Origin of the sequence: Lactobacillus iners (assembly GCF_011058775.1) — a bacterium.
In the GTDB taxonomy this organism is placed as follows: domain Bacteria; phylum Bacillota; class Bacilli; order Lactobacillales; family Lactobacillaceae; genus Lactobacillus; species Lactobacillus iners.
The window spans coordinates 933,065-950,319 of sequence record NZ_CP049230.1; the positions used below are offsets into that span (position 1 = coordinate 933,065).

Genomic DNA, 17,255 nt, shown 5'->3' on the forward strand with positions numbered 1-17,255 from the left:
ATACCCTCAAAAAGTTGTCTTTTTGAAGGTATTATAGTGTTTAAAAATTTTATGATTATTCTTTTTCTTTACGACGACCAGCTGCTAATCCAAATCCTAATAAAATTCCAGCAATAGCTACCATAATCGTTGCTGTAGAATATTTTTCACCTGTATTAGGTAATTTTGCTTGATTTTGTTTATTAGCTTTTGATTCTACAGTTGTGGTGGTACCGTTGCCTTGGTTGTTTTCTGTTGTAGTAACTTTTGTTTCGGTTGGTTTAGTTACTATTTGAACTATTTTATCTGCATTTGAATCTTGATTATTAGATACATTATTTTGATTATCCAAATTAGTCGTGATATCCAAATTAGTTGGATTGTCTAAATCAGTTGGTGTATCGATTTCTACAGGATCTGTGTGCGATTCACTCACTTGATCTTGCAACAATTCTGCAGCTTTAGTTAATTTTGCTTTAACTGCAGCTATCTTGTCTTGAACAGCAGTTGCTTCTGCCTTGGTTGCGTCATCGCCTTTATCTTGTACTGTTTTAGCTGCTTGCTTAACAGCTTCTAATTCGGCTTTGATTTGTTCAACAGCATCATTGTAGGCTTTAACACTGTCAGGAGTTTTTCCTGTGGTTTCTGCTAATTTCAAGTCGTCTGCTACTTTAGCTAATGCGACTTTTTGGTCAGCTGTTATAGCATCAACTAATTTATCTTTAGCATCTGCTAAAGCTGCTTTCTTTTCGTTCACTTTAGTTAATGCTGCAGCGACTGTTTCAGCAGTGGCATTGTCATCATCAATAACTTTCTGAGCATCAGCTTCTGCTTGGGTTGCGTCCGCTTTTGCTTGATCATATACAGCTTTACTTGTCTGAGTTTTGCCATTTGTTGGATCTGCTTCGCTAGTTAATTTTGCCAGCTCGTCTTTTGCTGCCTTTAAAGTCTCTTTATCAGCTTTATCTTTCAACAATTCTGCAGCTTTAGTTAATTTTGCTTTAACTGCAGCTATCTTGTCTTGAACAGCAGTTGCTTCTGCCTTGGTTGCGTCATCGCCTTTATCTTGTACTGTTTTAGCTGCTTGCTTAACAGTTTCTAATTCGGCTTTGATTTGTTCAACAGCATCATTGTAGGCTTTAACACTGTCAGGAGTTTTTCCTGTGGTTTCTGCTAATTTCAAGTCGTCTGCTACTTTAGCTAATGCGACTTTTTGGTCAGCTGTTATAGCATCAACTAATTTATCTTTAGCATCTGCTAAAGCTGCTTTCTTTTCGTTCACTTTAGTTAATGCTGCAGCGACTGTTTCAGCAGTGGCATTGTCATCATCAATAACTTTCTGAGCATCAGCTTCTGCTTGGGTTGCGTCCGCTTTTGCTTGATCATATACAGCTTTACTTGTCTGAGTTTTGCCATTTGTTGGATCTGCTTCGCTAGTTAATTTTGCCAGCTCGTCTTTTGCTGCCTTTAAAGTCTCTTTATCAGCTTTATCTTTCAACAATTCTGCAGCTTTAGTTAATTTTGCTTTAACTGCAGCTATCTTGTCTTGAACAGCAGTTGCTTCTGCCTTGGTTGCGTCATCGCCTTTATCTTGTACTGTTTTAGCTGCTTGCTTAACAGTTTCTAATTCGGCTTTGATTTGTTCAACAGCATCATTGTAGGCTTTAACACTGTCAGGAGTTTTTCCTGTGGTTTCTGCTAATTTCAAGTCGTCTGCTACTTTAGCTAATGCGACTTTTTGGTCAGCTGTTATAGCATCAACTAATTTATCTTTAGCATCTGCTAAAGCTGCTTTCTTTTCGTTCACTTTAGTTAATGCTGCAGCGACTGTTTCAGCAGTGGCATTGTCATCATCAATAACTTTCTGAGCATCAGCTTCTGCTTGGGTTGCGTCCGCTTTTGCTTGATCATATACCGATTTACTTGCCGAAGTCTTGCCATTGGTTGGATCTGCTTCGCTAGTTAATTTTGCCAGCTCGGCTTTAGCTGTCTTTAAAGCATCTTTATCAGCTTTATCTTTCAACAATTCTGCAGCTTTAGTTAATTTTGCTTTAACTGCAGCTACCTTGTCTTGAACAGCAGTGGCTTCTGCCTTAGTTGCGTCATCGCCTTTATCTTGTACTGCTTTAGCTGCTTGCTTAACAGCTTCTAATTCGGCTTTGATTTGTTCAACAGCATCATTGTAGGCTTTAACACTATCAGGAGTCTTGCCTGTAGTTTCTGCTAATTTCAAGTCATCTGCTACTTTAGCTAATGCTGCTTTTTGTTCAGCTGTTATAGCGTCAACTAATTTGGTTTTAGCATCTGCTAAATCATCAGGCTTAAATAAAAGGTTTTCTAATATAGCATCAACATCATCTTGAGTAGCATTATCATCTGCAATAAGGTTCTGAGCCTTTGTTAACAATTGTTCTGCAGTCTTCTTAACATTATCATAAGCAGTTTTGGTTGTTGTAGTCTTGTCTTTGGTTGGATCTTCTTTGATTAAACTTTCCAATTTCTTTTTAGCTGCAACTAATTCAGTCTTTACTGCTTGATCTTTTAGAGCACCAGCAGCTGTTACAAGTTTGGAATTTAAAGTAGCAACTTTAGCTAGCAGTTCATGTGCCTCTGCTTTTGATGCTTCGTCTTTTTTGTCTATAATTTCCTTAGCTGTCTGCTTAGCTTGGGCCAATTCATCCTGTATCTTAGCAATTTCAGTATTATATGCATTTACACTGTTAGATGTTTTGCCCTTAGTATCTGCTAATTTTAAATCATCTGCTACTTTAGCTAATGCTGCTTTTTGATCAGCAGTTATGGCATCAACTAACTTAGTCTTAGCTTCTTCTAAATCTGCTTTCTTTTTATTAACTTTAGCTAATTCATCGGCTACTGCTTCAGGTGTAGCATTTTCATCATCAATAATTGTCTGAGCGGCAGTTTCTGCTTTGGTTGCATCTGCTTTTGCTTTATCATATACAGCTTTACTTGCTGGCGTTTTGCCTGGAGTTGGATCTGCTTCCTTAGTTAATTTTGCTAAATCTTCTTTTGCTGCCTTTAAAGCCGTTTTATCAGCTTTATCTTTTAATAAATCAACTGCTTTGGTTAATTTTTCTTTAACTGCAGCTACCTTTTCCTGAGCAGCGGTTGCTTCTGCCTTAGTTGCGTTATCGCCTTTGTCATGAAATGTTTTAGCTTCTTGCTTGGCAGTTTCTAATTCTGCTTGGAATTGTTTAATAGCGTCATTATATGCTTTAACACTATCAGGCGTCTTTGTATCTGTGTCAGGTAATTTTAAATCGTCTTCTACTTTAGCTAAGTCTAGCTTTTGTTCATTAGTCATAGCATCAACTAACTTAGTCTTAGCTTCTTCTAAGGCTGCTTTTTTGTCATTAACTTTAGCTAATGCTTCTGCAACTTATTTAGGAGTAGCATTGGCATCATTAATTACTGTCTGAGCTTCAGTTTCTGCTTGTTTTGCGGCTGTTTTGGCTTGATTATATGCATCTTTACTTGCTTTTGTCTTGCCTGTTGTTGGATCTGCTTCGCTAGTTAAGCCTTCCAATGCCATTTGAGCTGCAATTAATTCATTCTTATCAGCCTGATCCTTTAAAATAGCAACTGCATCTACCAACTTAGAATTCAAGGTAGCAACTTTAGCTAACACTGTCTCTGCTTCTGCTTTTGAAGCTTCTTTTTCATTTGCTTTATTTACTATTTCCTTAGCTGCATTCTTAGCTTTTTCCAAATCATCTTTTATCTTAGCAATTTCGTCATTGTATTTTGTTACGCTGTCCGGAGTTTTACCTTGAGTATCTGCTAATTTTAAAAGATCGTCAACTTTAGCTAATGCATTCTTTTGCTCATCAGTAATAGAATCAACTAAAGCTAGTTTTGCCTTTTCCAATTCTGCATTTTTAGTATGAACTTCGGTTAATGCAGCAGTAACTGCTTCAAGTGTAGCATTATCATCATCAATGACTTTCTGAGCATCAGCTTCTGCTTGTGTTGCGGATCTTTTGGCTTTATCATATGCATCTTTACTTGTCTGAGTTTTGCCCGTGGTTGGATCTGCTTCGCTAGTTAATTTTGCTAGCTCATCTTTAGCTGCCTTTAAAGTTGTTTTATCAGCTTTATCTTTTAATAAAGCAGCAGCTTCTACTAGCTTTACTTTAACTAAAGCAATCTTAACTTGAGCGTCAGTGGCTTCTGCTTTAGTAGCATTTTCTTTTTTATTGATGACTTCATCGGCAGTCGTTTTAGCTGCTGTTAAATCAGCCTGGATCTTATCCATAGCAGCTTGATAAGCAGCGACACTAGCAGGAGTCTTTTCCTTTGTATCAGGTAATTTTAATGTCTCTTCCGCTTTTGCTAAGTCAGCTTTTTGATCACCAGTCATCACATCGACTAACTTAGCTTTGGCTTCTGCCAATTCTGCTTTTTTAATTTTAACATTAGCTAATGCATCAGCTACTTCATCAACAGTTGCTGCTTGATTATCTAATACTTTCTTAGCGTCAGCCACAGCCGTATCTGCTTCTGTTTTCTTAACATCGTATGCATCTTTACTATCTTTAGTCTTACCATCTGTTGAGATGCTTGCTATAAAGTCGTCTAATGCTTTTTTATTTTGCTCTAAGCCAGATTTATCGACAGTCAAGCCCTTATGCTTTTCTAATGTAGTCTTATTTCTGTCTTGTAATCTTTTGTTTCAGATAAAGTTGTAGCATCTAATATCTTCTTGACAGCTTCTAGTTGATCATCATAAGCTTTTTTAGATTCTTCGGTCATTCCCCGTTCATCTTTATCTTTAGTAGCAATTAATTTGTTATAAATTTTCTTCAAAAGATCTTTAGCTAAAGTATTTGTATCCTGATCAATATCGAAATCTGTACCTGAAACTGGAAGGGCAACATGCTCCCAATTAGTATTGAAGCCCATACCTAATTGATTATTATCTGCAGCACTTATACGAGTAATATATGATACTACTCCTGGTTTTAGGGTAATATTTTTACTAGTGAATGTTCCAGAATTTTTACCTAATTTATCAGAAAGTTCACTAATCTTCTCATTAAATTTATCCTTTGAAGAACTCTTATCCATTGTAAAGTAAGCATTGCCACCAATAGTTGCAGGTGTTACTTTCATATCCTTATTATCAATACCTTGTGATGGATCAAACGTTTGCTCATAAATTTTTTCAGTTTTACCATCAGCCGTCTTAGCAATTACTTCTACTTTATACTTGGCTTTACGACCATTCATATCTCCAGTAAAACCAGTCTTAAACGCAATATTGACTTTAGATCCAGTTTCTGGTGAATAAGCTTTAAAAGTCTTCTCGATACCATTGTAGCCAACCAGACCCTTTCCGAAATTTGTTTGGTCTTCATGACTATTGTATTGTGTACCAGCAGTTACAGGTTTGTCCTTATTAATTTCTGTTCTAACATTACCTAAGAAAAGCATATATTGACCTTTACGATCAAAAGTACTTTCATTTAACCACGTTACAAGTTTATTATCACCCTGTCTTACTGAATTAACAGTTTCAATTGGAAATACACCCTTGTCAGATTTTCTTGCAATAATGAAATGACCTTGTCCATCCTTATCCTTAATAGCAGTCCAGCCACCAAATTCTGTGATATCTTTTACCTTACCAGCTTCTACTCCAGTAGTTGCTCCTAATTGATCCATATCATTGATTTTGGTATTATTTTTAATTTTATCCGGTAAATCTTGCAGCTTAGTATTAAGCTCAGTTACATTAGCGTCCTTGCTTGGAGCATTAAAAACTTGATTAGCTGCCTCATCTTTAGTATTTGCAGCAGCACTTTGATTAGTAGTTGGTGCGTTATTGGTTTCAGCTGCAGATACAGATCTGCCACCCAAAAACATAAATGCTACTGCTATCGCAACACTTGCAGCACCAAAACTAACTTTTCGAATCGAATAGTGCGTAATTTTTTCATAATTTGAACGTTCTATCAAATTATGATTTTTATTATTTTTCATATTAATTCTCCTTTTAGTTACTACTTCTAACACATTGCTTAAGCGATTAAATCAATAGATTCATTAGAACTTAATCACTATAATTATATAATAATTTATATAATAATTGCCTTGCTTTTAGCAAAATATATGCTCATCATTTTTATACTCATCTGCTTTACAAACGTCCAAATAACTATGCAAAATAAAAAAAAAGACAGCGAAATAATCTACTGTCTTTTCAATCTATACACAATATTTTTTTATAATTGGAATATACTTCAATAACGCTGATACTATTATTGCACTGACAAACACAACAACTGAAACTACTGGCACTGATACTATTGCATTAAATGATAACGTGTTAAATTTAAAAATCGATGCATACTTTTCAATAAAGAATGCATGGATCAAATATATTCCTAAAGTATATTGTGAAATTAGGTAAACGAACTTATTCAGTCGCCAATTTTTATATTTGAGATATTTAAAGAATGTGTACACAGCCACTACTTCTAAGAAAACATTAACACGGAAATTACCATAATAATTACCACATGGTTGATGCGTTTTGAGTGCTAAATTCAAATCTACCAAAATAGTAAATGTCAAGCCAATAATCCCTAAGATATAAATGATTATTCGCTGCTTTTTATTGAGTTCAATCTTATCCATATAATATCCTAGTACAAAATAAAAAGAGTATCCCAACATCATATTCATACTCATAATAGATAATTTTGAATTGACTATGCCAACAAATTTTACTAATTGTTCATTACTACCAACTACATAATCTTTTAACAGTTGAACTATCCACGGAATCATCATTGAAAATACAAATGACAATATTAAAAAATATTTTGTGGTTAAAGTATCAGACACAATCTTTTGCAAAATGGTATGTATGCACATATATAGAGCTATAATCATTATTACAAACCACATATGATAATGTCCTGAAACTATGGCTTCCTTATGGGTTTTTAGTCCATAAATTATACAGTGCCTACTCGTTTCTTGCGTCACTATCGCATAAAATAAATTCCAAGTAAAAAATGCTACTACCAACCGTAAAATATACTTACTATATATTTTCTTTATTGGTATTTCTCTGCCTAAAAATAAGGCACCACTTATCATGACGAAAATAGGTACTGACCATCGTGTTGCACTATCATAGAAATTAAACGACTGCCAAGCCAATCCGTGAACATCAGCCCCGTACCAATTTGAAGCTGACACATGAAGTACAACTACTGCGAATGTAGCTATTAGCCGAAGATAATCACAATATATTTTTCTCTTCATATATCCTCCATCTACAAATGTGTCCTTTGTAATCTTTTTTACATAAACCCATTTATGATGGTAACATTTAAAACCTTAAAAAGTCCAATTTCTTTGAAAAGCACTCCGTGTAGCATCCCTCTAAGTTAGCGTATTCTCATACATAAATTTTTAAGGTACAAGAAAATATATCCTCAACCAAATTTATTGTTGATAATTAAATAATCCTTGCCAATTACTTCACAGCAGCTTTTCCATTAAGGCAATGCACAACATAGTGAGCACATCCGTCTGTTCTGCACCCAAGATTAACTTTATTCTTGTCAGACACCTCGGTAATGCCATTTTTACAAGTTACTTCAAGACTTGCATCCCTGGTAATTGTTCCTTCTAAAACGCTCATGCCATTTAGCGTATCCACTGTGCAAGAAGTAGTAGATTCAACATTATGTGCTACAGCTTTTCCATTAACGCACTTTATAAAAACATCATCATTTGCCTGAACATTTCTTACTGCCGCTTTGCCATTTTTAACCTTTACATAAATCTTGTCAGCTTTAATATCTGTTACCAAGACTTGATTTACCTCAGCTTCAATCTCACAAACATCAACATCTTCTGGCAACATAATAACGACTTCAGGATTGCCTTTAGCTAACCAACCAAACCAGTAGCAAGCCGACGCCTTTTCTCTTTGGAAGAATTTTATACCGTCTTGATTTTCTTCAATCTGAAACATATCTTTTTCACAGTCAACATAACTAATGCTAAAAGATTCAGCCCTTTTCACAGTTAAGCTAACATCTTTTGTTTTTGCTACAAACTTCCTACTATTAGCCATTTGAGTGTCTCCTTTTTATTAACACAACTTTGTATCAAATAATTATAAAATAGATCATTAAGCAAATAAGATTTCTCATTCTTTCTAATTTCTGTAATAATCTTAATAAATATATTATTTGATAAATATACTATTTGTCTAGATAATCAACGAAATCTTTTCATTATTAATATTTCCAGTTCAGTGAACATCTTCCGCAACATCGTATTCTTCTATAAAATGCCTTAAGAATGCACTTTTATCTGCATGATGTATATCTAGGAATAGTCCTTCATCAAAAATCAATGTGAGTATAAATTTACTAGTATCTCGATTGATAACATATTTGCAATTTTATGTAAAAACAGCCTAGAGGAAATTCCCCTAGGCTGGATTTGTAACATTGCGATTATTTACACCATTTCAACATTCGCACTAAACATCAAGTGAAAAATACTACTATTTATTCTTATATCCTATAGCAAAATTACCTTTTTTCTTAAACCCTGGTACTTTTAGAACAGCAGAGCCTGGCTTGTCTTTTAAATCAAATTTTCCAAACCTGACAGCAAAAGCATAACAAGACGACTTTGAAAAATGGCTTTACAAAAAATAGTTTTATTCCTCATAACATTACTATTCTCATTTTCGTTAGCACAACTTTGTATCATTTGATAAAATTGTTACCACATCAACAATTTTATCAAAGCTCAAATCTCCAATATACTTATTTTCTTTGAGATACACGTCCCACAAGGATCTTAGGTATGAATCTTCTTTTATATCCTCGATTATTTTCTCATAGTCTTGCATTATATCTTGGCTCCTCTTTTCTTTGAGGTCTTCTCTATTGCTTCTTTTAAAATTTCATAGTTTATTTTATCTTTTTTAAGTTTGTAGAGAGTGTATAGGTCATAAAAGTCTCTCATTCGCGTTGTTGTTATATTTCTTCTGATTATGGTTTCATATTTTTCTGCTAAAATTGTTTCTAATGGATATGCCATTATTTTTATATCTTTTTTGCTAAAAATACATGGATATGCGTATTCTATTTCCCGTGGTGTTATTGCATCTCCTGTTGTTATGTCAATTTTCATAGGGTTTTGGGTTTTTCCAACATTTGCTATTAGTGAAATTCTAAAGTTCTCGTATTTGTCCTCTTCTCTAATATAACTAATATCTTTTATTTAAAATCTTATTCCATCGTCTACATTAATATCTAAAATTTCTTCTACGATTTCTTTTATTCTGTCTTCTTTTAGAGCTATACCTTTAATTGTTGTATCCATGTCCATAGTCGTTCTATTTTCAATGCCAATTAAGGATGATATTAAGAATCCTCCTTTTATTACAAAATTGTTTTTGTATTGTGATTTAGATAATCTTTCTAACAATCTCTCGAAAAAGTATATTTGCAGAACTTCTTGCGACTTCAGATTTTTCTTCTCTGCCAGATTTCTTATCTTGCCCTTTATACTCTCGATATTGATCACGATAATACCTCCATATATCTTCTAATTTCATCTTCTATTTTAAATAATCTACTGTATTTTATTAGTCGTCTTAGATTTTTATTGTTTGAATTAAAGTATCTTTTTATGGCATCTGTAAAAATCTGCTTATCTATTTTTTTTCTGTCAATTATGATATCGCAAATTGTTCTTTCAATATCGTAAATTGGAATAAGATTGCCTTGTGGTGATTTTATTTCTGTCTTTCCTATTTCGTATAAGTCTTTTTTTACATAGTGAACTTGTAGGTCTTCATATCTTTTTTTGATATGACTTGCATTGTAACCTTGGGGTACAGATATATGGAATACACTAGGGGTCCTATCTGATAGGTCGTGGAGGTATAGGGCTGTTTGATGGGAAAATATAATTCGATTACTATTGGATGATATTAAAACAAAATCATCTATTACTTTTCCCTTTAACTGATATAGTCCTGGTCTTAATCTTTCTAGTTGCCCGCTCTTTGTTAATTCTGATAGATTATACCTAGTATATCCAAATTTCTCTGCTTCTTTGTTTGTGATTACTATATTTTCTTTTATATATTCTTTAAGTGTATTCATAGTCCGCCTTCTCTCATTTACGCTTTTATTATATATTATAAAAGCGAATATGTAAAAGCGACTTATGAGTTTTCCTTTTTAAAAAGGATGTAACGAATCCTTACTTCCTTCAATAAAAAAAGAGCACCCTTTTAAGCTACTCTTATAGAAAGTACAAAATGAATTAATTATATTTTTTGTGTCAATACTATGCACTCCAAATGGATTGAGTGGTCAGTATATCTACACTTTTTACCAATAGGAAAATATCGCAAAAGGTATACTATTGGCTTAATAGCTTGATTTTTGAATATAAAAAGCCTAGAGAAAATTCCAATAATCATTTCTCATCAATATAAGATTTATACATCCATTTGTATGATTTCTGCATCATTTATTTTAAAATGTAATTCTTTATTAGTATAAAATATGCCATTTTCTAAACACAATATTATATTAATTACTCCGCCATGAGTGACCAATAACACATTTCTGCTTCCAACCTTTTTTTTAAAACTATACCATGCACTTTTAATACGGCGAAAAAATTGTTCAGGGCTTTCACCCTCAGGCCATGTTTCTGCCCAATCAAGTGTTCTAAAATATTTACCAGGATATTTTTCTACAGCTTCTACTTTTTTCATACCAGCTAATAATCCATTATTAACTTCACGAAATTGTGGCAAATATGTGATTTTCAAAGAAAGTACATCTGCCACAATTTCAGCGGTTTCTTTTGCTCGGTTTAAATCACTTGAATAGATACCAGTGATACCTTTTCCTAATAATTTATGCTTTGCACTATTAACCTGTGACCTACCAACTTCAGTTAACCCATATTCACTCCATCCACCATAACGATCAACTGGATCTGCACCATGTCTCATTAAATAAATCATTTTAAAATATCTAACTCCATCTTTTACATTCTTGGCTTCTTTTACGTTGTCAACATATTTTTTTAATGTCCTTGCTTGTTATTCATTCAGATGATTGAACAAAATTGCTCTTTTTTCCTATAGATTAATCCAATACCTTCTTGTTATAACATTTCCTCTTGACAGGCTGTTTTTCACTTTGTTTTCCAAAATTCCACCATTATTCTCTATAACTTTTATTGATCCGATATTGTCATCATCACACGTAATCAAAACCTTATGTAGATTCAAAGTCTCTTTACAATATGCAAGTGCCATAGAAAGCATTTTTGTTCCATAGCCCTTCATACATTCAGATTGTCTAATTTCGTACCCTATGTGACCACCATAGTTAATTAAAAAAGAATTTAATTCATGCCTAATACTAATTTCGCCAATAAATTTTTCATTATCTATCAGCCAAAATGTAGTAGATTTAACATAATTTGTAGGTAAATTTATACCATGTTCCAAATTATAAGAACTCTCTACAATTGTTTCAGGGTGATTAAAACGTCTTTCTGCATTCGGCCTAAACATTTCATCTTCTTCATTTGCTTCTATATAACCTTGGATATATTGATTATTTGGTCTAATTAATCTCATAAGTGCTCCTTATTCTTAATATACAATTCTTTAAAATTAGATTACTAGTCTGTTTAGCTTTCATTGTAATAAACTAAACTACACATACAACCATTCATACTCATATTTTTCTCAAAAAAGTTCAAAGTTGCAATTAACAACATAAATGAAATAAAATTATTTTTGTTTCATACGTGTTGTCCAATCGGGATATTGCACAAACTCAGTTATAGTTTCCAAGCCATGAAATATAGTATCTGGCATTGCACCATACACAAGAACAACTTTAGGCTCAAGCTCATCTAGCATTGCGATAAGACCTTCTCTAAAATACCTTTTAGATTCTGCTGTTCTAATTTGCCCATAAGTCCCAATTGACACGATGCTATGTTTGTCTACGCCCTGAAAAGCCACTTTTTCTCCCAATAATTCATCAGTATAAGTTCGCTCATCACCCCAACGGATATTAGGTATAACGTAAATCCCCTTTTTACTTAAATAGTAACCAACTGCTCGATTCAAATAGATGCTGGCGATTTGCACACAAAGAGGTGCATCAATATAGAGAGAACAATCAGGAGAAATTACTCCGGGATATTGTTTTAGCTCTTCAACATAATCCTCCGTATGCGTCAAAATTTCTCTGAACTTAACGTCGTGTTCGTAAAAACAAACAAAGTCTTGCTTATCACGACTACGCTGCCTTCGTGAAAATGGTACAAGACCATTAGGCACAACAATATCCTTTGGAGCATCAATATGCGGTATTTCAAATTTTCCATCAAAGAATGCTGTTTCAATTAAGGAAACTCTGAAACCTTCATCTACGAGAGTTTCTATTTTAGACATTAGCATCATCTACTAACGCCGCTTCGGCATACTTCACACAGCCGGAAAAGTTAAATGTCTTAGCCATGTCAGGATATTTTTTCCCTAGATTCTTATAGCATTCCACAATCTCTCTGCTCTGTGTTTCAGCAGCTAGGTCATCAATAATCTCACTAATCCAAAAGAACTCATCTGCCGTGCATTGATTTTGCAAGTAATTTATAGTTGATGGTATATCTTCAGACAGTATTTGAATTTCTTCTTTGTCACACATTTCTACGCCATAATCATATTCATCATGCGTTTCATTGCGTCTTCTAATTACTTCTCTAATTTTTTGTACATCCATTATTTCTTACCTTTTTTCTTGAACTGTTGATTTGAATCGGAATCTTCAACAGTATCCTCAAGAAAATCCTCAGCACACTCTATGCAAAAATCTACGTGGTATCTCTTAGACTCTTCAGGAAATTTTCCCATCAAGCTTTTATAACACTCCATAAGCTCTCTGTTTCGTGTTTTTTCAGCGAGATCATCAATAATTTCGCTAATCCATACAAATTCATCTGCCGTACAATCATTTTTTAAGTACTCGATAGTTGATGGTATATCTTCAGCTAATATTTGAATTTCTTCTTTGCCACACATTTCTACGCCATAATCGTATTCGTCATGAGTTTCATTGCGTCTTCTAATTACTTCTCTAAACTTTTGTACATCCATTATTTCTTACCTCTTTTATTGAGCGGTTGATTTGAATCGAAATCTTTAACGGTATCCTCAAGAAAATCCTCAGCACACTCTATGCAAAAATCCACATGGTATCTCTTAGACTCTTCAGGAAACTTTCCCATCAAGCTTTTATAACACTCTACAAGCTCTCTGCTTCGCGTCTTTTCAGCCAGATCATCGATAATTTCGCTAATCCATACAAATTCATCTGCCGTGCACTCATTTTTTAAGTACTCGACAGTTGATGGTATATCTTCAGACAATATTTCGACTTCTTCCTTCCAACACATTTCTATACCATAGTCATATTCGATTTCAGTTTCATTGAGTTCCTTAAGCACTTCTCTAAACTTTTGTACATCCATTATTTCTTACCTCTTTTATTGAGCGGTTGATTTGAATCGAAATCTTCAACGGTATCCTGAAGAAAATCCTCAGCACACTCTATGCAAAAGCCAATGTAATATTCTTTAGTTTCTTCTGAGTATTTATTCATCAAATTTTTATAACACTCTACAAGTTCTCTGCTTTTCGTTTTTTCAGCTATATCATCAATAATTTCGCTAATCCATACAAATTCATCTGCCGTACAATCATTTTTTAAGTACTCGATAGTTGATGGTATATCTTCAGCCAATATTTCAACTTCTTCCTTCCAACACATTTCTAGTCCGTAAGTATATTCACTGTGTGTCTCATCACGTCTTTTAAGCACTTCTCTAAACTTTTGTACATCCATTATTTCTTACCTCTTTTCTTGAACTGTTGATTTGAATCAGGAAAGATTGTGCCGATTTGACCGTGTGTTCGTATAACTCCCACACGCACGCCTTTCCAATTACCAAATACGATAACCCCATCTCTTACATGCTTATTTCCTTTTAAATTAGCAACATGTTCACCTGCATGTTTAATGTCTTTGGTTGTCCAGCTAGCCGGAAACCATGCTTGATTAATGCCATATTGCTTTATATGCTTTTTGTGTCTAGGCACATATCCAACTCTTACGCCATTGGGATATGTTTTCACAATATGATACTCAATACCGTATTTATCTAGTTCTTTAAGTCCCGTCTGCCCATGACCGCCAGATTTTAATCGGATATGGTTATCCTTCTGTGGCTTAGTATATGCTCCTTCATTAGAATGAACGACAGCAAACTGACTCGCTGAACCAGCGGCACCTCGCGTATTTAAAACTCGTCCGCTTTTAGTTGTGCCCATTTACTTCACCCTTCACTGTATGTGTACGGTGAAGAGCTTTATTTACATTTAATTTCACCATATATATCACGCCTTTCTACCTGTTATTAAAACGGGTGTTATTTCCTAATTTTTCTTGTAGTTACTTAGTAGGCGTGATAAAATAATCATTGCTTATATGGGTGTTTTATAACGCCTACATAAAACGCTTTTGAATTGCTCCAACAATTTAGAAGCGTTTTAATTTATCTACACATTCATAACTTTCTCCCCCCTGTCTGTCAACTCATAAAACCAAAATGTTATCGGATCAATATTTTTAATAAATTCTTTTTCGTAGCTCAAGAGCTTATTCCCAAGTTTTTTCTTACGATTTGCAATATTTGCACTTGCATTGCACGCAGCTTGAAAACTTACACCGCAAAATGCCACAATCTCATTGGGTGATTCTATCCCCTTCAACATGAGGTAAGCGGTTGGGCACATGAAATGCCTTGCAAAATAATCAGCTAAATCATCTTTAGAATCATCTTCATCTTCGCAAATATAATGCCCAATTTCATGAAAAACAGAAAGACGAATTGAACCTTCTGATTCAAACGTATCGTTGTAATAAATTGTTGGTGGATTTTCTTTGGACTCTTTAACAAAGAATGCGTGATTTGATTTCTTTTGCAACAGCTTTTTAGCTTCATCGGAAAAAGCAGAATAGGGAACAAGAGCTATTTTCATCTTTCGGCAAAGATCTTTTTCATCAATGGGAAATGATTGGATATTGTAATCAACATATATTGAATAAATCAACTTATCCAATTTATCATACTCAATTCCGCTTCTATACATCCGCTTTACTCCCGAGAAGTAGTGCAATTAGCTCATTTTTTTCTTCAGGTGTTAGCTCCCCACCTTTCCTGGCAATAGCCGTGGAAATTGTTTTATATGCACTTGCTTCACTCTCTTCCCCATCATCAAGTAGATAGTCAGTTGCAACGCCAAACGCTTTAGCAAAATTAACCACAACATCTAGTCGTGGTCTACGATCACTTCGAAGATACCTAGAAACCGAACTTTCTGTAATGCCGCTTAATTGCGATAACTGTTTTTGGTTAATACCTCTATCGTTCATTAAGTTTTTTACCTTTTCTTGCCAGCTCATACTAATTCCTCCTTTTATATTTGCAATTATATATTGCATTTTGGCAATTATCAATTCGGATCCAAAAGCTCGTTTACTACAAATATCTTTCTCTTTGTGAGACTTAACACCTCTACTTTTTAATCTGTTAAAATTGGCTTAATAGCCTTATTTTTTTGCATAAAAATAGCCTAGAAAGTATTATCCCTAGGCTGGATTTTCAACATTTCAAATGCTCATGCTCTTTTGACTTTTACGTTTATTCGTTGAAGAGTTGAAGATACGCAGAGTTTAACAATTAGCATTTTTATAACTGGCATACAAATATGATGCAAGAGTAGTAATCATTGCTATAGCGAACATCAGAGGTATTACTACATGTACTGGAAGCAAATGTAACAAGACAGATAGGATACTCAGCACTATGATTGACGCGATTCTCGTCATCATAGATGCAAGTGATGTTAAGGTACTGAGGGCTTTTTCCGTAAGATTTTGGCGTAGTTGTGCATTGATATCATTAGAAATAATCCAAAATATAGCAACAAATATACTATATGCAAATATTTTTATATATATATTTACTGGTGTTAGTAACAATATGATACAAAATACTGTTGCACATAATACGTAAGGCAATATTGATGCCAATTTGTAACGAGCCAGTATTCCACGCATGGAAACGAATGAAACGACCAATGACACTGACTGAAATAGTACGTAGAGAAGACCTAAATAGTGTTGTTTCATGCCAATTTCCAAGAAGAATGATTGCCAAAATTGAAAGTGTGATTGGAAAAATATTTGTGTTGTGGCAAGTGTACAAAAATAAATACGCACATTTTTGTTATCAATAAGTTCACGAACACCTTCCGTAAAAACGTGTTTGATTTTAGTAATAGATGCACTGTTGCCTTGTGGTATTGTGCCGATGTTTTTAGCTGGGAAACATATAAAAATGATAACTATGCAAATTGTTGCCCCGAGAAGTTAAAACCAGTATAAAGAAAAACCTATTTGCTGATATATGAAAGATCCGAGAAAGCCAGAAATAATCATGCATATCGTAGCGATCCTTGTATCTAGTCTTACTAAGGTGTCAACCATTTTTGCAGAAGATTCACCTGAATGATCACAGTGATCTCGTACACGTAAAATAATTTCATTGCCAATAGTTCCAGAATCCAAAGCTGCGGATATTCCATAAATGAACCATGCAATGGTCATAGCTTGAAGACCATGTGCGAAGTAAATAATTAAGAAAAAAGCAATGATTAGAAACTTTGACCACAAATAGACTGTTCTTCTCGAAAATGCGTCAGATAGAATGCCACTAGGAATCTCGCACAACGCTACAGCAATACTGAATGCAATTTGTATGGTAGCAATGTCAGCGAAGGATAAGCCTTTTTGAATGAGTAACGGTGTAAGAATCGCATGAGGAAGAGAAATTGAAAGCATGTAAATTGCTGCAACGGAGTAATATACAAATATGTTTCTCTGTAATGAGGTAGGTAGTGTGTGCATATTATTTTCACTAACCCCATAATGCATTGCGTGGCACCCCCTTTTTTGTGAATGAAACGTTTTTGTAGTAAAAAACATAGAAACAAACCTCCTTAACGATAATAGATAATAATTGTTAATAACAATCTTAGAAAGATCAATAGATCCATTGTCTTTTTTGTCGCTTACCAGAAAAGCAATCCATCAGGTATTTATTTC

16 protein-coding genes and 2 pseudogenes are annotated in these 17,255 nt (G+C 34.1%); all 18 read right to left on the minus strand.

From position 1 onward, the window contains the following. Nucleotides 1–55: 55 nt before the first annotated feature. The 18 genes and pseudogenes from G6Z82_RS06750 to G6Z82_RS06710 all read right to left on the minus strand — a co-directional run bounded on the left by G6Z82_RS06750 (nt 56) and on the right by G6Z82_RS06710 (nt 17,135). On the minus strand, nt 56–3,304 hold the full coding sequence (locus tag G6Z82_RS06750; protein ID WP_241243728.1) for an LPXTG cell wall anchor domain-containing protein: 3,249 nt from the start codon (nt 3,302–3,304) through the stop codon (nt 56–58). Nucleotides 3,305–3,379: 75 nt separating this feature from the next. Further along, nucleotides 3,380–4,621 (minus strand): hypothetical protein, encoded by a 1,242-nt coding sequence (locus G6Z82_RS06755; protein WP_241243729.1) that lies wholly within the window; start codon nt 4,619–4,621, stop codon nt 3,380–3,382. 14 nt (nt 4,622–4,635) lie between these two features. Further along, nucleotides 4,636–5,982, minus strand: coding sequence for a YSIRK-type signal peptide-containing protein (locus G6Z82_RS06760; protein ID WP_164785846.1), 1,347 nt, complete (start codon nt 5,980–5,982; stop codon nt 4,636–4,638). Nucleotides 5,983–6,207: 225 nt separating this feature from the next. Then, nucleotides 6,208–7,275 carry an acyltransferase gene (locus tag G6Z82_RS04530; protein WP_164785847.1) on the minus strand — a complete coding sequence of 356 codons (1,068 nt, stop codon included), beginning with the start codon at nt 7,273–7,275 and terminating at the stop codon, nt 6,208–6,210. A gap of 214 nt (nt 7,276–7,489) precedes the next feature. Further along, entirely contained in the window at nt 7,490–8,095 is a 606-nt protein-coding gene (locus tag G6Z82_RS04535; protein WP_164785848.1) for a DUF4097 family beta strand repeat-containing protein, read from the minus strand. A gap of 630 nt (nt 8,096–8,725) precedes the next feature. Then, nucleotides 8,726–9,567, minus strand: a pseudogene (locus tag G6Z82_RS04540) (nucleotidyl transferase AbiEii/AbiGii toxin family protein). Further along, nucleotides 9,564–10,151: a type IV toxin-antitoxin system AbiEi family antitoxin domain-containing protein gene (locus tag G6Z82_RS04545; protein WP_006729690.1), complete on the minus strand. Its 588-nt coding sequence runs from the start codon at nt 10,149–10,151 to the stop codon at nt 9,564–9,566. Before G6Z82_RS04545 ends, G6Z82_RS04540 begins: the two are co-directional and overlap by 4 nt. A 341-nt stretch (nt 10,152–10,492) precedes the next feature. Next, nucleotides 10,493–11,029, minus strand: a complete 537-nt coding sequence (locus G6Z82_RS04550) for a histidine phosphatase family protein (RefSeq protein ID WP_006729689.1) — start codon at nt 11,027–11,029, stop codon at nt 10,493–10,495. Nucleotides 11,030–11,146: 117 nt separating this feature from the next. Further along, the gene (locus tag G6Z82_RS04555) at nt 11,147–11,653 is read right to left on the minus strand and encodes a GNAT family N-acetyltransferase (protein ID WP_006735265.1); all 507 of its coding nucleotides are present in this window, start codon (nt 11,651–11,653) and stop codon (nt 11,147–11,149) included. Between the two features lie 156 nt (nt 11,654–11,809). Next, on the minus strand, nt 11,810–12,481 hold the full coding sequence (locus tag G6Z82_RS04560) for a DUF4417 domain-containing protein (RefSeq protein WP_164785849.1): 672 nt from the start codon (nt 12,479–12,481) through the stop codon (nt 11,810–11,812). Beyond that, complete coding sequence (locus G6Z82_RS04565) at nt 12,474–12,809, minus strand: hypothetical protein (RefSeq protein WP_006737008.1); 336 nt, start codon at nt 12,807–12,809, stop codon at nt 12,474–12,476. The genes G6Z82_RS04560 and G6Z82_RS04565 overlap by 8 nt, the downstream gene beginning before the upstream one ends. Further along, nucleotides 12,809–13,183: a hypothetical protein gene (locus tag G6Z82_RS04570; RefSeq protein ID WP_006729683.1), complete on the minus strand. Its 375-nt coding sequence runs from the start codon at nt 13,181–13,183 to the stop codon at nt 12,809–12,811. Before G6Z82_RS04570 ends, G6Z82_RS04565 begins: the two co-directional genes overlap by 1 nt. After that, nucleotides 13,183–13,557 (minus strand): hypothetical protein, encoded by a 375-nt coding sequence (locus G6Z82_RS04575; protein WP_006729682.1) that lies wholly within the window; start codon nt 13,555–13,557, stop codon nt 13,183–13,185. Before G6Z82_RS04575 ends, G6Z82_RS04570 begins: the two co-directional genes overlap by 1 nt. Then, nucleotides 13,557–13,931, minus strand: a complete 375-nt coding sequence (locus G6Z82_RS04580; protein WP_006737009.1) for a hypothetical protein — start codon at nt 13,929–13,931, stop codon at nt 13,557–13,559. The genes G6Z82_RS04575 and G6Z82_RS04580 overlap by 1 nt, the downstream gene beginning before the upstream one ends. Continuing rightward, nucleotides 13,931–14,416: an EndoU domain-containing protein gene (locus G6Z82_RS04585; RefSeq protein ID WP_006731003.1), complete on the minus strand. Its 486-nt coding sequence runs from the start codon at nt 14,414–14,416 to the stop codon at nt 13,931–13,933. Before G6Z82_RS04585 ends, G6Z82_RS04580 begins: the two co-directional genes overlap by 1 nt. A gap of 228 nt (nt 14,417–14,644) precedes the next feature. After that, nucleotides 14,645–15,238 carry an ImmA/IrrE family metallo-endopeptidase gene (locus G6Z82_RS04590; protein WP_006734996.1) on the minus strand — a complete coding sequence of 198 codons (594 nt, stop codon included), beginning with the start codon at nt 15,236–15,238 and terminating at the stop codon, nt 14,645–14,647. After that, on the minus strand, nt 15,231–15,551 hold the full coding sequence (locus G6Z82_RS04595; RefSeq protein WP_006734332.1) for a helix-turn-helix domain-containing protein: 321 nt from the start codon (nt 15,549–15,551) through the stop codon (nt 15,231–15,233). Before G6Z82_RS04595 ends, G6Z82_RS04590 begins: the two co-directional genes overlap by 8 nt. Before the next feature lie 270 nt (nt 15,552–15,821). Next, a pseudogene (locus tag G6Z82_RS06710) lies at nt 15,822–17,135 on the minus strand (MFS transporter). Nucleotides 17,136–17,255: the final 120 nt, after the last annotated feature.

Excerpts from the sequence above, each read along its gene's own strand:
- G6Z82_RS06750 (WP_241243728.1), bottom strand. The coding sequence starts at position 3,304 with ATGACTAATGAACAAAAGCTAGACTTAGCTAAAGTAGAAGACGATTTA.
- G6Z82_RS06760 (WP_164785846.1), bottom strand. The coding sequence starts at position 5,982 with ATGAAAAATAATAAAAATCATAATTTGATAGAACGTTCAAATTATGAA.
- G6Z82_RS04530 (WP_164785847.1), bottom strand. The coding sequence starts at position 7,275 with ATGAAGAGAAAAATATATTGTGATTATCTTCGGCTAATAGCTACATTC.
- G6Z82_RS04535 (WP_164785848.1), bottom strand. The coding sequence starts at position 8,095 with ATGGCTAATAGTAGGAAGTTTGTAGCAAAAACAAAAGATGTTAGCTTA.
- G6Z82_RS04545 (WP_006729690.1), bottom strand. The coding sequence starts at position 10,151 with ATGAATACACTTAAAGAATATATAAAAGAAAATATAGTAATCACAAAC.
- G6Z82_RS04550 (WP_006729689.1), bottom strand. The coding sequence starts at position 11,029 with ATGATTTATTTAATGAGACATGGTGCAGATCCAGTTGATCGTTATGGT.
- G6Z82_RS04555 (WP_006735265.1), bottom strand. The coding sequence starts at position 11,653 with ATGAGATTAATTAGACCAAATAATCAATATATCCAAGGTTATATAGAA.
- G6Z82_RS04560 (WP_164785849.1), bottom strand. The coding sequence starts at position 12,481 with ATGTCTAAAATAGAAACTCTCGTAGATGAAGGTTTCAGAGTTTCCTTA.
- G6Z82_RS04565 (WP_006737008.1), bottom strand. The coding sequence starts at position 12,809 with ATGGATGTACAAAAAATTAGAGAAGTAATTAGAAGACGCAATGAAACG.
- G6Z82_RS04570 (WP_006729683.1), bottom strand. The coding sequence starts at position 13,183 with ATGGATGTACAAAAGTTTAGAGAAGTAATTAGAAGACGCAATGAAACT.
- G6Z82_RS04575 (WP_006729682.1), bottom strand. The coding sequence starts at position 13,557 with ATGGATGTACAAAAGTTTAGAGAAGTGCTTAAGGAACTCAATGAAACT.
- G6Z82_RS04580 (WP_006737009.1), bottom strand. The coding sequence starts at position 13,931 with ATGGATGTACAAAAGTTTAGAGAAGTGCTTAAAAGACGTGATGAGACA.
- G6Z82_RS04585 (WP_006731003.1), bottom strand. The coding sequence starts at position 14,416 with ATGGGCACAACTAAAAGCGGACGAGTTTTAAATACGCGAGGTGCCGCT.
- G6Z82_RS04590 (WP_006734996.1), bottom strand. The coding sequence starts at position 15,238 with ATGTATAGAAGCGGAATTGAGTATGATAAATTGGATAAGTTGATTTAT.
- G6Z82_RS04595 (WP_006734332.1), bottom strand. The coding sequence starts at position 15,551 with ATGAGCTGGCAAGAAAAGGTAAAAAACTTAATGAACGATAGAGGTATT.